Raw genomic sequence first — 13,522 nt, 5'->3', positions numbered from 1 at the left:
TCTGGGCGAGCCGCGCACGCCGGGCCGGGCCGCCACGCCAGGCCAGCCGCGCACTTCAGACCGCGCGAGCCCGTCAACGCCCGGCCCCCGCGGCGTCTACCGAGCCCGTGCCGCTCAGGAGTCCGTCGAAGCCCGTACCACCCCGAGGATCTCCGCGCCGAACCGCTCGAGCTTCGTCGCTCCGATGCCGGAGATCGTCACCAACGCCGCCTCGTCGAGCGGGCGCTGCTCGGCGATCGCCATCAACGTCGCGTCGGTGAACACGACGAACGCCGGCACCTTCAGCTCCCGGGCCCGATCACCACGCCAGGACTTCAGGCGCTCCAGCAGGCCCTCGTCCACTGTGGACGGGCAGCGGCCGCAGCGGCCCAGCTTGATGTCGAGGGTCTCCAGGAGGGGGCCGCCGCAGACACGGCAGCGGGTCTTCACCGGGTTCGACGCCATCGGCTTCTGCTGGGCCCTGGCCACGCGGGCGGCCGGGTGGTCCTCCGGGATCAGGCCGTACAGGAAGCGGCTGCGGCGGCGGTTGCGGCGCGCTCCCGGGGTCCGGGCCAGCGCCCACGACAGCCACAGGTGCTCGCGGGCTCGCGTCACGCCGACGTAGAACAGGCGGCGCTCCTCCTCGATCGAGGCTTCGTCGTCGCCCGCGTGGAGGATCGGCATCGTGCCCTCGGCCAGGCCCACGAGGAACACCGCGTCCCACTCCAGGCCCTTCGCCGCGTGCAGGGACGCCAGCGTGACGCCCTCGACCGTCGGGGGGTGCTGGGCCGCCGCGCGCTGGTCGAGTTCCGCGCAGAAGCGGGGCAGGTCCGCGTCCGCGACCGTCGACGCGAGCTCTTCGGCCAGCTCGACGATCGCGAGGAGCGCGTCCCAGCGCTCCTTCGCCGCGCCGCCGGCGGGTGGGGACTCGGTGAGGCCGACGCGGGCGAGCACCGAACGGACAGTCGTGACCAGGTCGGAGCTGACGTCGCCGCTCGCCGCGCGCAGGGCCGACATCGCCTGGCGGACCTCGGTGCGGTTGAAGAAGCGCTCGCCGCCGCGGACCAGGTACGGGATGCCGGCGTCGGCCAGCGCGGACTCGTACGCCTCGGACTGGGCATTCACGCGGTACAGGATCGCGATCTCGCTCGCCGTGACGCCGCCGTCCAGCAGCTCGCGGATGCGCCGCGCGACGGCCTCGGCCTCGACCGCTTCGTCGTCGAACTCGGCGAAGCGCGGCTCCGGGCCCGCCGGGCGCTGGCCGATCAGCTTCAGCCGCGAGCCCGCCGGGCGGCCCCTCGCCGCGCCGATCACGCGGTTCGCCAGCGCGACGACCTCGGGCGTCGACCGGTAGTCGCGCTCCAGCCGGACGACCGTCGCCTCCGGGTAGCGCCGCGTGAACTCCAGCAGCGACCGCGGCGACGCGCCGCCGAAGGAGTAGATGGTCTGGTTGGCGTCGCCGACGACGGTCAGGTCGTCGCGGCCGCCGAGCCACGCGTCGAGCAGGCGCTGCTGCAGCGGCGTCACGTCCTGGTACTCGTCGACGACGAAGCAGCGGTAGCGGTCGCGGAACTCCTCGGCGACGACGCCGTGCTCCTCCAGCACCGCCGTCGTGTGCAGCAGGAGGTCGTCGAAGTCGAGCACCTGCGCCGCGTTCTTCAGCTCCTCGTACGTCCGGTAGACCTCGGCGATCTGCGCGGCGGGCGCCGGGATGTCGCGCTGGGCGCGCGCGGTGACGGCCGGGTAGTCGTCCGGGCTGACCAGCGACGCCTTCGCCCACTCGATCTCGCTCGCCAGGTCGCGCAGGACCTCGACTTCGGTGCCGAGCTTCGCCCGGTTCGCGGCCTGGCCGACGAACCGCAGCTTGTTCTCCATCAGGTCCCACGGCCGGTCGCCGACCACGCGCGGCCAGAAGTAGCGGAGCTGGCGGCGGGCGGCGGCGTGGAAGGTCAGCGCCTGCGCCGCGTCGACGCCCAGGCCGCGCAGCCGGGTCCGCATCTCGCCCGCGGCCCGCGTCGTGAACGTGACGGCGAGCACCTGACCTGCGGAAACGTGCCCGGACCTGACCAGGTGGGCGATCCGGTGGGTGATCGTGCGGGTCTTGCCCGTACCGGCTCCGGCGAGCACGCAGACGGGCCCGCGCGGGGCGCTGGCGGCGGCTCGCTGCTCGGGGTCGAGGCCGTCGAGCAGGCGGGAATGGCCCTTCGGGGAGAGTACGCCAGTCACGCCCCGCATCCTCGCAGAGGGGGACGGGGAATCGGGGCAGGGGCACGCGGCCGTATCCTGGTCATATGGCGGGACAGCAGGACAAGGAAGCGGCCAAGCAGGCCAAGAAGGAGAAGCGCGCGGCGAGCAAGGCACGCCGTGGCCAGCTCTTCGAGGCCTTCAAGATGCAGCGCAAGGAAGACCCGTGGCTCATCCCGTGGATGGCGGGCTCGATCGTCGTCGTCGCGGGCGTCCTGTTCGGGATCGGGTTCTTCTTCGACTCGCAGTGGGTGCTGCTGCCGCTGGGCATCGTGCTCGGCGCCCTGCTCGCCATGGTCATCTTCGGCCGGCGCGTGCAGAAGACGGTCTACTCGAAGGCCGACGGCCAGCCCGGCGCCGCGGCGTGGGCGCTGGAGAACCTCCGCGGCAAGTGGAAGGTGACGCCGACCGTCGCGGCGACGACCCAGCTCGACGCGGTGCACCGCGTGCTGGGCGGCCCGGGCGTGGTACTGGTCGCCGAGGGCGCGCCGCACCGCGTGAAGACGCTCCTCGCCCAGGAGAAGAAGCGCGTCTCCCGCCTGGTCGGCGAGACGCCGATCTACGACGTGATCATCGGGCACGAGGACAAGCAGGTCCCGCTGAAGAAGCTCCAGGGCTACCTGATGAAGCTGCCGCGCAACCTCAAGCCCGCCCAGGTCGACGCCCTCGAGGCGAAGCTCGCCGCCCTCGGCAACCGCGGCGCGGCGATGCCGAAGGGCCCAATGCCGGCCGGCGCGAAGATGCGCAACGTCCAGCGGACGATCCGCCGCCGCTGACCCCGCGTACGAAAACGGCCCCCGTCCGAGCCGGACGGGGGCCTTTTTCACGAGCTCAGCGCAGCCGGACGACGACGGTGCCGGTCAGCCGGTCCAGCCAGCTGCGGCCGTCGGCGTTGCGGACCGCCGCCGGGATGATGAAGAACGTCAGCACCGCCCGCACCAGCGCGCGCGGCGGGCCGACCAGCGCGGCGCCGTCGAGCCGGGCGACGCGGATGCCGACGACGCCCATGCCGGGGGTGAAGCCGAAGAAGCCGGCCGACACGACGGAGATGATCGCCCACACCCCGCCGGACCAGAGGTTGAACACCTGCATCGCGGCCGGGTCCTGCAGGCTCGGGTGCAGGAAGATGGCCGTGACCAGGGCCGCGACCACGAGGTCGATGATCAGCCCGAGCAGCCGCGCGCCCCCGGTCGCCGCCGAGCCGACGCCCGATTCGGGCAAACCGAACTTCTCACCCGGCCACCGGGAGCCATCTCGAGCCTCGGCCTGCCCGCCCTCGCCGGTGCCGGGCAGCCATTCACCGGTCCATCTCGCCACCCGTCCAGGGTATGCCGGTGGCGCGGACCACGTTCGCCCTGGTCGGATAGCCGGTATCCACCCACCCGTTAACACCGGCGAAACATACGGGTGACGGTCGGGCAACACCGCGCTTTTAGCGTGAGCCGAAGAGAGCACTGCCGTACGAGCTCGAACGAGAAGGAGTCACCGAGGGTGCCCACTACTCCAGACGACATCCAGCGCCTCATCGCCGACCAGGACGTCGAGGTCATCGACGTCCAGTTCTGCGACCTGCCCGGCGTGATGCAGCACTTCACGGTCCCCGCGAAGGCCTTCACCGAAGAGGCCTTCGAAGAGGGTCTCGCGTTCGACGGCTCCTCGGTGCGCGGCTTCCAGTCCATCCACGAGTCCGACATGCTGCTCCTGCCGGACGCGGCCACCGCGCGGATCGACCCGTTCCGCAAGGCGAAGACGCTCGCGCTCAACTTCTTCGTGCACGACCCGTTCACCCGCGAGGCGTACAGCCGTGACCCGCGCAACATCGCGCGCAAGGCCGAGCAGTACATCTCCGAGTACGGCGTCGCCGACAACGTGTACTTCGGTCCCGAAGCCGAGTTCTACATCTTCGACTCGATCCGCTTCGACTCGGCCGAGCACGCCTCCTTCCACGAGATCGACTCGGTCGAGGGCTGGTGGAACACCGGCGCCGACGAGGTGGGCGGCAACCAGGGTTACAAGACGAAGTTCAAGGGCGGCTACTTCCCCGTCCCGCCGGTCGACCACTTCGCCGACCTGCGCGACGACATCGTCCGCAACCTGACGAACATCGGTTTCGAGATCGAGCGCGCGCACCACGAGGTGGGCACCGCCGGCCAGACCGAGATCAACTACAAGTTCAACACGCTGCTGCACGCGGCCGACGACCTGCAGCTGTTCAAGTACATCGTGAAGAACACGGTGTTCGCGGCGGGCAAGACGGCGACGTTCATGCCGAAGCCCCTCGCCGGCGACAACGGCTCGGGCATGCACTGCCACCAGTCGCTGTGGAAGGACGGCCAGCCGCTGTTCCACGACGAGTCGGGCTACGCCGGCCTGTCGGACACCGCGCGCCACTACATCGGCGGCCTGCTCAAGCACGCCCCGAGCCTGCTGGCCTTCACGAACCCGACGGTGAACTCCTACCACCGCCTGGTCCCGGGCTTCGAGGCCCCGGTTTCGCTGGTCTACTCGCAGCGCAACCGCTCGGCCTGCGTCCGCATCCCGATCACGGGCAACAACCCGAAGGCCAAGCGCGCCGAGTTCCGCTGCCCGGACTCCTCGGGCAACCCGTACCTGGCGTTCTCGGCGATGATGATGGCCGGCCTCGACGGCATCAAGAACAAGATCGAGCCGCCGGAGCCCATCGACAAGGACCTCTACGAGCTCCCGCCGGAGGAGGCCAAGGACGTCAAGCTCGTCCCGGGCGACCTCGGCACGGTCCTCGACACGCTGGAAGCCGACCACGACTACCTGCTCGAGGGCGGCGTCTTCACGCCGGACGTGATCGAGACGTGGATCTCGTACAAGCGCGAGAACGAGATCGACCCGCTGCGCCTGCGCCCGCACCCGTACGAGTTCAGCCTGTACTACGACGTGTGATCCGGTAACCCGGCCAAGGTCACGCCGGCGGCGAGGAGCGAAGAGCCCTCGCCGCCGGCGTTTCTCGTGTCAGCGCAGGTCGAGCCACATGATGCGGAGACCCACGTCGCCGTGGGACGGGTGGCGGAACGCGCCCGGGGCCACGCCCAGTGTCGTGAAGCCGAGGCTCTCGTACAGCGAGACCGCCGCGTTGTTCGTGTCCACCACCGCGTTGAACTGGATCGCCGCGAAGCCCGACTCGCGGGCCCACGCGATCAGGTCCGTCGTCAGGGCGCGGCCCACCCCGCGGCCGCGGGCCGACGCCGCGACCATCAGGCTGCCGGACGCCACGTGGCTGCCCGGGCCTGGGCGGTTGGCGTACATGTTCGCCGTGCCCAGCACCTCGGCGCCGTCGGCGAAGACCACCGTGCGGGCCGGGGACGGCAGGAGCCACATGCGCCGGGCTTCTTCCGACGTGAGTGCCGGGTCGTACGCGAACGTCTCCCGCGCCGTGACGACGTCCTCGATGATCGGCCAGATCGACGGCCAGTCGGCCGCGGTCGCCGGACGGATCATTCGGCGGTCGACAGCACGCGCAGGTCCGCGCCCGCGGCCTCGAAGCGGCCGCGCGGGTCCGGGACGAGCTTGCGGAGCTCCAGGTCCATCAGGCCCAGGGTGCAGCTGATCTCCGCCGCCAGCGTGCCGTCGAGCTTGTAGATGTTCGAATCCATCTTGAACGTCTTGCCGCTGCCGAACTTGACGTCGCACGTCACGTCGACCTCGTCGCCCGCGCGCAGTTCGCGGCGGAACACCACGTGCGTCTCCAGCAGCACGGACGCCACGCCGGGCAGCCCCTTGAGCGCGCCCGCCTTCTCCAGCAGCTCCAAGCGGGAGACCTCGCCGTAGGAGTGGTAGACGGCGTGGTTGAGGTGGCCCAGGGTGTCCAGCTCGTAGTGCCGGACCTTGATCCGGGTCCGGAACGGCTCGCGATCGGTCACCGGCCCACTGTAGGTCAGGCCTCGTAGAAGAGGTGCTCCACCACGGTGTGCGCCCGCCGCGTGATGCGGCGGTAGGTGTCGAGGAACCCGCCGGGGTCGTCGGTCGCCGGGTGGCCGAGCACGCTGGCCACCGCCGTCAGGTCGCGGCCCGAGCCAGGGACCTCGTCGACCGCCTTGCCGCGGACCAGCATCCCCGCGTTGCGGACCCGGGTCGCCAGCAGCCACGCCTCGCGCAGCGACTCCGCCTCGGACTCCTCCGCCAGGCCCGCCTCCGGCAGCACCGCCAGCGCGTCCAGCGTCGACGTCGTGCGCAGGCCCGGCACCTCGTGCGCGTGCTGGAGCTGGAGGAGCTGGACCGTCCACTCGACGTCGGCGAGGCCGCCCCGGCCGAGTTTCGTGTGGCGCGTCGGGTCCGCGCCGCGGGGCATCCGCTCGGTCTCCACGCGCGCCTTGATGCGGCGGATCTCTCGCGCCTGCGTCGCGTCCAGGCCGTTTTCGGGGTAGCGGATCGGGTCGATCAGCGCGATGAACCGCGCGCCGAGCTCGTCGTCGCCGGCGACGAACCGGGCGCGCAGCAGCGCCTGCGCTTCCCACACCTCGCCCCAGCGGGCGTAGTACGCGCGGTACGACTCCAGCGTGCGCACCAGCGGCCCGCTCCGGCCCTCGGGCCGCAGGTCGGCGTCGACGACCAGGGCCGGGTCCGGGCTCGGCGCGCCGAGCATCTTGCGGACGCTCTCCGCCACCGACGACGCGAACTTCACCGCGTCGGCGTCCGAGACCCCTTCGGACGGCTCGCACACGAAGAGGACGTCGGCGTCGGAGCCGTAGCCGAGTTCGGCGCCGCCGAGGCGGCCCATCCCGATGACGGCGATGCGCGCCGGGGTCTTGCCCAGTTCGGCCTGGCGCTGGCGGAACGCCGCGGCCAGCGCGCCCTGCAGCACGGCCACCCAGACGCTGGAGAGCGCCTCGCAGACCGCGGGGACGTCGAGCAGCCCGAGCAGGTCCGCGCAGGCGACGCGCAGCATTTCGTGGCGGCGCAGCGAGCGCGCCGCGGCCACGGCGGCGTTCACCCCGGGCTGACGGCGGACGGTGGCCCGCAGCGACGTCGCGACCTCGGCGGGCGCGCGGCCGAGCAGCCGGGCCGGGTCGCCGAGCAGGCGCAGCACCTCCGGGGCGCGGACCAGCAGGTCCGGCACCAGCCGTGACGTTCCCAGCAGCAGCGCCAGGTTCTCGACGACCGTGCCCTCGTCCCGCAGCACCCGCAGGTACCACGGCGTGTCCTGGAGCGCCTCCGACACCTTGCGGTACGACAGCAGGCCGCCGTCGGGATCGGGCGTGTCGGCGAGGAGGTCGAGCAGCACCGGCAGCAGCGCCTGCTGGATCGCGGCGCGGCGCGAGACCCCCGCGGTGAGGGCCTTGATGTGCTGCAGCGCCCCGTCGGGCGCGGTGTAGCCGAGCGCGGCGAGCCGGCTGGCGGCCTGCTTGGTGGTCAGGCGCAGCGCCTCGGTCGGCACGTTCGCGACCGACTGCAGCAGCGGCCGGTAGAAGATCTTCTCGTGCAGGCGCCGGATGCTCTGGCCCTGCCGCCGGAACTCCGCGAGCAGCGCGTCGCCGGGGCTCTTGCCGCCGGCCGGCTTGATGCCGCTGGCGCGGGCGAGGATCCGCAGCTCGTCGGTGTCCGACGCCGCCGGGAACAGGTGCGTCCGGCGCAGCCGCCGCAGCTGCAGGCGGTGTTCGAGCATCCGCAGGAACTCGTACGACGCGCCCAGCTCGGCGGCGTCCTGGCGGCCGACGTAACCGCCTTCGCCGAGCGCCGCGAGCGCGTCCATCGTGGACGGCGAGCGCAGGTCCGCGTCGATCCGGCCGTGCACGAGCTGCAGCAGCTGGACGGCGAACTCGACGTCGCGCAGGCCACCACGGCCGAGCTTCAGCTCGCGCTCGGCGTGCTCGGACGGCACGTGCCCCTCGACGCGGCGGCGCATCTGCTGCACCTCGCCGACGAAGTTGTCCCGGTCGGCCGCGGACCACACGAGCGGCGCGACCATCTCCGCGTACTGGCGGCCGAGTTCGGCGTCGCCGGCCACCGGGCGCGCCTTGAGCAGCGCCTGGAACTCCCAGGTCTTGGCCCACTTCTGGTAGTAGCCGTGATGGCTTTCGACGGTGCGGACCAGCGCGCCCGCCTTGCCTTCCGGGCGCAGCGCCGCGTCGACCTCGAAGCACGCCTTGCCGACGACGCGCATCATCGTGCTCGCCAGCCGGGTCGCGACGCCGAGATCGCCTTCGCCGACGAAGATGACGTCGACGTCGCTGACGTAGTTGAGCTCCCGGCCACCGCACTTGCCCATGGCGATCACGGCGAGCGTGCCCTCGGCGGGCTTCCCGATTTCGGCCTCGGCGACCACCAGCCCGGCGGCCAGGGCGGCCTCCGCGAGCTCGGTCAGCTGGGCCGCGACCTCGGCGTAGCGCGGGTGCTCGAGCCCGGCCTCGACGAGGTGGCCGAGGTCGGCGGCGGCGATGCCGAGCAGCTGGCCGCGGTAGCCGACCTTGAGGGCCTGCTCGGCTTCGAGCCCGGTCAGCACCGAGCCGTCGTCACGCAGCAGCGCCGTGCGCAGGGCTTCGCGGTAGCAGGCGGAATCGGTGCACTTGTCGCCGGTGAGCGCGTGCCACTGGTCCGGGTTCGCGGCGAGGAAGTCGGCGAGCGCGCTCGACGTGCCCAGCACGCCGAGAAGCCGGCCGCGGAACGTCCGGTGGGCGCGCAGCCGGTCTTCGAGCCGGGTCCACTCGGCGTCGTCGGCTTCGCGGATGCGGTCCAGGCCGCGCAGCGCGAGGTCCGGGTCGGCGGTGCGGGACAGCGCGGCGAGCACGTCGGCGGCCGACGCGACCGGGCCGGCGTCGTCCCACCAGCCTGCCGCGCGCAACTGGCCCTCGGCACGGGGATCCGTGAAGCCGTACCTCGCCGCCGAAGCGGTCGTTCGCGCGCGGTCTGCCATCACCGACCACCGTAGCCGGGGAAGCCGGCTCAGGCGGCCAGGCGGCCCGGTTCGGTCTCGGCGGGCGTCGGCTCCGGCACCTGGAAGCTGTGCGCGCCGACGGGGTTGCGCCGCGAGAGGACGTAGATGCCGATGCCCACCCCGAGCCCGACGACGCCGACGGAGATCGTGCCCGCGTTGCCGAGCGAGGCGATCTTGCCGGAGATCGCCCCGACGATCGCGGCCGCGGGCAGCGTGAACAGCCACGCGACGACCATCCGGCCCGCCATCCGCCACCGGACCGGCGCTTCCCGCCGTCCGACGCCGGAGCCGACGATGCCGCCCGAGCACACGTGCGTCGTCGACAGCGGGAAGCCCAGGCGCGAGGAGATCAGGATGACCAGCGCCGAGCTCGTCTGGGCGGCGAAGCCCTGCGGGCCCTCGATGTCGGTCAGGCCCTTGCCGAGGGTGTGGGTGATGCGCCAGCCGCCGAGGTAGGTGCCGGCCGCGAGGGCGCACGCGGCGCTGACGATCACCCACACCGGCGGGGACGCCCCCGACGGGAGGCTGCCGGCGCTGACGAGCGTGAGCGTGATGACGCCCATCGTCTTCTGCGCGTCGTTGGTGCCGTGCGCGAGCGAGACGAGCGACGCCGAGACGATCTGGCCGACCTTGAACCCGCGCGTGGCCGGACGGCCCCGGACCAGGAACCGGTAGACCAGGTAGGTCGCGACCATCGCGACGAGGCCGGCGATCACCGGGCTCGCCGCCGCCGGCACGAGGACCTTCTCGACGATCTTTCCGAAGTGGACCGAGTCGGCCCCGGCGGAAACCCAGGTGGCGCCGATCAGGCCGCCGAACAGCGCGTGCGACGAACTCGACGGCAGCCCGACGAACCACGTCACGAGGTTCCAGACGATCGCGCCGATCAGCCCGCCGAAGACGATCGACGGGCCGATCTTCGTATCGTCGACCAGGCCGCTGGAGATCGTCTTGGCGACCTCCACCGACAGGAACGCGCCGACCAGGTTCAGCACCGCGGAGATCGCGACGGCCACCCGCGGCCGGAGCGCACCGGTGGCGATCGACGTCGCCATCGAGTTCGCGGTGTCGTGGAACCCGTTCGTGAAATCGAATACCAGGGCCGTGACGACGACGATCACGACCAGCAACGAGGGCTCCACCCCGACCTCCGAACGCCCTTGTGGGGACTCTTCCCGCAAGGTACCTGACGGGTGACGCCTGGCGTTAAAAGGCCGTAGCTGTTTGTGACATCCGCCGTTAAGCCAGCGGTAACGTGCGCTGACTCTCGGCGGCGGGTTCGAGGTCACCGGCGGCCAACCGGACGAACCGCTGCGCGAACGGACGCCAGGTTTCGGCGATGTCGGTGTGCACCGTGGTCAGCGCGTCGTGGTCGAGTGAGCCCGGACGAGCGAATTCCGCCTCCTGCGGGCTTTCCGCGGCCCAGCTCTCGACGACCGCGGGTGTCGTCTCGATGTGGAACTGGACGCCGTAGACACAACGGCCGAACCGGAAGGCCTGGTTCGCGTAGCGCGGCGCGGACGCGAGCAGTTCGGCGCCGGGCGGGAGCCGGGTGATCGCGTCGCTGTGGAACTGCAGGACGTCCTGCATCAGCGGCAGCTCGGCGAAGAGCGGATCGGTCCACGCCGCGTCCTTCTTGGCGACGAGGTGCGGACCGACCTCGGGCCCGTCCGCCCCGGCCTCGACGCGGCCACCGGTCGCGACGGTCAGCAGCTGCGCGCCGAGGCAGATCCCGAGCGTGGGCAGTTGCTTCGTCGCCGCCTTGGAGAGCAGCCGTCGCACCTCGGCGAGCCACGGGTGCTTCGCGTCGTCCTCCGCGCCCATGCCGCCGCCGAGGCAGACGACCCCCCGGTAGCCGTCGAGGTCCGCCGGCAGCTCGTCCCGCGGCGGCAGCCGGACGTCGAGTTCCGCGCCGGCTTCGGTCAGCCAGTCACCGAGGGGACCGAGCGGATCGGACGAGTCCGGCTGGATGATCAGCAGTCGTGTCACGGTTCCCAGGGTAGGTCAGCAGGCGCAGCGGATCCCGGGGGCCGGGGTGGCTTCGGCGGCACCCTCCACCGGGTAGCCCGCCGCGATCCAGCTCGTGATGCCGCCGGAGAGCCGCTTCACCCGGAACCCGAGCTGCGCCAGTTTGAGCGCGCCTTTGGTGGCGGCGTTGCAGTTGGTGCTCTCGCAGTAGCAGACGTACACGACGTCCCGGTCGAGGTGCTTCGTGCTCTCGGCGGTGAGGTCGCGGTAGGGCAGGTTGACGGCGCCGGGGATGCGCGCCTGGGCGAACGCCTCGGGCGCGCGCGTCTCGACGATCACGTAGCCGTCGGTGTGGCCGGCTTCGAGGTCGCGGACGAGGTCGTCGGGGTCGACCTCGAAGGCCAACTCGGCGCCGAAGTAGGCGGTGGCGAGTTCGGGCGCCGGGGCGGGGACGTCGAGTGTGCGTGTCATGAAGAGAATCCTGCTGGTCCGGCGGGCGCGGGCACAGGGGAGAATCGGGGCGGGAACCCCGGTGCGCCGGGGATTTCCGCGTTCTGGCCGCACGAACCCGGGAGTATCGCGGTGGACCTCGACGACGTCGATTGGCACCTGCTGGAGCTGCTCCAGTCCGACGGCAGGCTGAGCTTTTCGGAGCTGGGCCGCCGGGTGTCGCTGTCGGGCTCGGCCGTGACGGAACGGGTGCGCCGGCTCGAGGAACGCGGCGTGATCACCGGCTACGCGGCGCACATCGACACGACGAAGCTGGGCCTGCCGATCGAGGCGCTGGTGCGCGCCCGCGTGCGGAGCCTGGACACCCCGCGGTTTCGGACGGCGATCCTGCCGCTGCCGCAGGTCGTCGCGGCGGACCACATCACCGGCGACGAGTGCTGGATCCTGCGGGTGCTGTGCCGGAGCACGGGCGAGCTGGAGGAACTGGTCGAGCGGGTGCAGCGGTACGGGGAGACGACGACGTCGCTGGTGCTGTCCTCGCCCCTGCGCCGGCGGCCCGTGACGCGGGCATGAAGAAAGGCCCCGGGAGAACCGAAGTTCTCAACCGGGGCCTTCCTCAAGTAAGTTCGGCGGTGTCCTACTCTCCCACAACCCTTCGGTTGCAGTACCATCGGCGCTGTCAGGCTTAGCTTCCGGGTTCGGAATGGGACCGGGCGTTTCCCTGACGCTATAACCACCGAAACACTCCGAAACAACACACCCTGGTGTGGTGTTTCAGAACCGTAGAGTGGATGCGCAACATCTTCGTAGACAAGTCCTCGGCCTATTAGTACCAGTCAACTCAACAACACATTACTGTGCTTCCATATCTGGCCTATCAACCCAATGGTCTATTGGGAGCCTTAACCCACAAAGGGTGGGATACCTCATCTTGGAACAGGCTTCCCGCTTAGATGCCTTCAGCGGTTATCCCTTCCGAACGTGGCCAACCAGCCATGCCCTTGGCAGAACAACTGGCACACCAGAGGTTCGTCCGTCCCGGTCCTCTCGTACTAGGGACAGCCTTCCTCAAGTATCCTACGCGCGCGGCGGATAGGGACCGAACTGTCTCACGACGTTCTAAACCCAGCTCGCGTGCCGCTTTAATGGGCGAACAGCCCAACCCTTGGGACCTACTCCGGCCCCAGGATGCGACGAGCCGACATCGAGGTGCCAAACCATGCCGTCGATATGGACTCTTGGGCAAGATCAGCCTGTTATCCCCGGGGTACCTTTTATCCGTTGAGCGACACCCCTTCCACCAGGAGGTGCCGGATCACTAGTCCCGACTTTCGTCCCTGCTCGACATGTCTGTCTCACAGTCAAGCTCCCTTGTGCACTTGCACTCAACACCTGATTGCCAACCAGGCTGAGGGAACCTTTGGGCGCCTCCGTTACTCTTTAGGAGGCAACCGCCCCAGTTAAACTACCCATCAGGCACTGTCCCTGAACCAGATCATGGCCCGAGGTTCAGATTCCCAATTCGACCAGAGTGGTATTTCAACAACGACTCCACAGTAACTAGCGTCACCGCTTCACAGTCTCCCACCTATCCTACACAAGCCGAACCGAAAACCAATACCAAACTATAGTAAAGGTCCCGGGGTCTTTCCGTCCTGCCGCGCGTAACGAGCATCTTTACTCGTAGTGCAATTTCGCCGGGCCTGTGGTTGAGACAGCCGGAAAGTCGTTACGCCATTCGTGCAGGTCGGAACTTACCCGACAAGGAATTTCGCTACCTTAGGATGGTTATAGTTACCACCGCCGTTTACTGGCGCTTAAATTCTCAGCTTCGCCCCGAAAGGCTAACCGGTCCTCTTAACGTTCCAGCACCGGGCAGGCGTCAGTCCATATACATCGTCTTGCGACTTCGCATGGACCTGTGTTTTTAGTAAACAGTCGCTTTCCGCTGGTCTCTGCGGCCACCCACCCCTAGCC

General features: G+C 70.2%; 11 protein-coding genes and 2 rRNA genes. 3 read left to right on the top strand and 10 right to left on the bottom strand.

The features are described 5' to 3' along the window. Nucleotides 1-114 precede the first annotated feature (114 nt). A complete protein-coding gene (locus G3I65_RS34615) occupies nucleotides 115-2,214 on the bottom strand; it encodes an ATP-dependent DNA helicase UvrD2 (protein WP_166640950.1) in 2,100 nt (699 codons plus the stop codon). A 56-nt stretch (nucleotides 2,215-2,270) separates the two neighbouring features. On the opposite strand from G3I65_RS34615, the gene G3I65_RS34610 reads away from it, so the two are divergent. Beyond that, nucleotides 2,271-2,999, top strand: coding sequence for a DUF4191 domain-containing protein (locus G3I65_RS34610; protein WP_160699829.1), 729 nt, complete (start codon nucleotides 2,271-2,273; stop codon nucleotides 2,997-2,999). Nucleotides 3,000-3,054: 55 nt separating this feature from the next. Here G3I65_RS34610 and G3I65_RS34605 read toward each other — a convergent pair whose 3' ends face one another. Continuing rightward, on the bottom strand, nucleotides 3,055-3,444 hold the full coding sequence (locus G3I65_RS34605; protein ID WP_125311804.1) for an RDD family protein: 390 nt from the start codon (nucleotides 3,442-3,444) through the stop codon (nucleotides 3,055-3,057). 270 nt (nucleotides 3,445-3,714) lie between these two features. On the opposite strand from G3I65_RS34605, the gene glnA reads away from it, so the two are divergent. Then, nucleotides 3,715-5,139, top strand: coding sequence for a type I glutamate--ammonia ligase (gene glnA, locus G3I65_RS34600; RefSeq protein ID WP_160699828.1), 1,425 nt, complete (start codon nucleotides 3,715-3,717; stop codon nucleotides 5,137-5,139). 69 nt (nucleotides 5,140-5,208) lie between these two features. On the opposite strand, the gene G3I65_RS34595 is transcribed toward glnA, so the two are convergent. The 6 genes from G3I65_RS34595 to G3I65_RS34570 form a co-directional block, all read right to left on the bottom strand. Then, on the bottom strand, nucleotides 5,209-5,694 hold the full coding sequence (locus G3I65_RS34595; RefSeq protein ID WP_160699827.1) for a GNAT family N-acetyltransferase: 486 nt from the start codon (nucleotides 5,692-5,694) through the stop codon (nucleotides 5,209-5,211). Beyond that, nucleotides 5,691-6,116 carry a thioesterase family protein gene (locus G3I65_RS34590; RefSeq protein WP_160699826.1) on the bottom strand — a complete coding sequence of 142 codons (426 nt, stop codon included), beginning with the start codon at nucleotides 6,114-6,116 and terminating at the stop codon, nucleotides 5,691-5,693. The genes G3I65_RS34595 and G3I65_RS34590 overlap by 4 nt, the downstream gene beginning before the upstream one ends. Before the next feature lie 14 nt (nucleotides 6,117-6,130). Beyond that, entirely contained in the window at nucleotides 6,131-9,106 is a 2,976-nt protein-coding gene (locus tag G3I65_RS34585) for a bifunctional [glutamine synthetase] adenylyltransferase/[glutamine synthetase]-adenylyl-L-tyrosine phosphorylase (protein ID WP_163046802.1), read from the bottom strand. 29 nt (nucleotides 9,107-9,135) lie between these two features. Then, a complete protein-coding gene (locus G3I65_RS34580; RefSeq protein WP_160699824.1) occupies nucleotides 9,136-10,257 on the bottom strand; it encodes an inorganic phosphate transporter in 1,122 nt (373 codons plus the stop codon). Between the two features lie 109 nt (nucleotides 10,258-10,366). Beyond that, nucleotides 10,367-11,116, bottom strand: a complete 750-nt coding sequence (locus tag G3I65_RS34575) for a type 1 glutamine amidotransferase (RefSeq protein WP_160699823.1) — start codon at nucleotides 11,114-11,116, stop codon at nucleotides 10,367-10,369. A 15-nt stretch (nucleotides 11,117-11,131) separates the two neighbouring features. Beyond that, nucleotides 11,132-11,566: a rhodanese-like domain-containing protein gene (locus G3I65_RS34570; protein ID WP_160699822.1), complete on the bottom strand. Its 435-nt coding sequence runs from the start codon at nucleotides 11,564-11,566 to the stop codon at nucleotides 11,132-11,134. Nucleotides 11,567-11,677: 111 nt separating this feature from the next. Between G3I65_RS34570 and G3I65_RS34565 the strand changes: the two genes are divergently transcribed. Then, nucleotides 11,678-12,118, top strand: a complete 441-nt coding sequence (locus G3I65_RS34565; RefSeq protein WP_125311731.1) for an Lrp/AsnC family transcriptional regulator — start codon at nucleotides 11,678-11,680, stop codon at nucleotides 12,116-12,118. A 51-nt stretch (nucleotides 12,119-12,169) separates the two neighbouring features. Here G3I65_RS34565 and rrf read toward each other — a convergent pair. Continuing rightward, nucleotides 12,170-12,286 (bottom strand): 5S ribosomal RNA (gene rrf, locus G3I65_RS34560). Between the two features lie 65 nt (nucleotides 12,287-12,351). Beyond that, nucleotides 12,352-13,522: ribosomal RNA gene (locus tag G3I65_RS34555) — 23S ribosomal RNA — on the bottom strand; the annotation flags it as partial.

It is taken from the genome of Amycolatopsis sp. SID8362 (assembly GCF_010550475.1).
In the GTDB taxonomy this organism is placed as follows: domain Bacteria; phylum Actinomycetota; class Actinomycetes; order Mycobacteriales; family Pseudonocardiaceae; genus Amycolatopsis; species Amycolatopsis eburnea.
The sequence above is the reverse complement of the archived record's forward strand: the minus strand, read 5'-3'. Positions and strand labels throughout refer to the sequence as shown.

Excerpts from the sequence above, each read along its gene's own strand:
- G3I65_RS34615 (WP_166640950.1), bottom strand. The coding sequence starts at position 2,214 with ATGCGGGGCGTGACTGGCGTACTCTCCCCGAAGGGCCATTCCCGCCTG.
- G3I65_RS34610 (WP_160699829.1), top strand. The coding sequence starts at position 2,271 with ATGGCGGGACAGCAGGACAAGGAAGCGGCCAAGCAGGCCAAGAAGGAG.
- G3I65_RS34595 (WP_160699827.1), bottom strand. The coding sequence starts at position 5,694 with ATGATCCGTCCGGCGACCGCGGCCGACTGGCCGTCGATCTGGCCGATC.
- G3I65_RS34585 (WP_163046802.1), bottom strand. The coding sequence starts at position 9,106 with ATGGCAGACCGCGCGCGAACGACCGCTTCGGCGGCGAGGTACGGCTTC.
- G3I65_RS34570 (WP_160699822.1), bottom strand. The coding sequence starts at position 11,566 with ATGACACGCACACTCGACGTCCCCGCCCCGGCGCCCGAACTCGCCACC.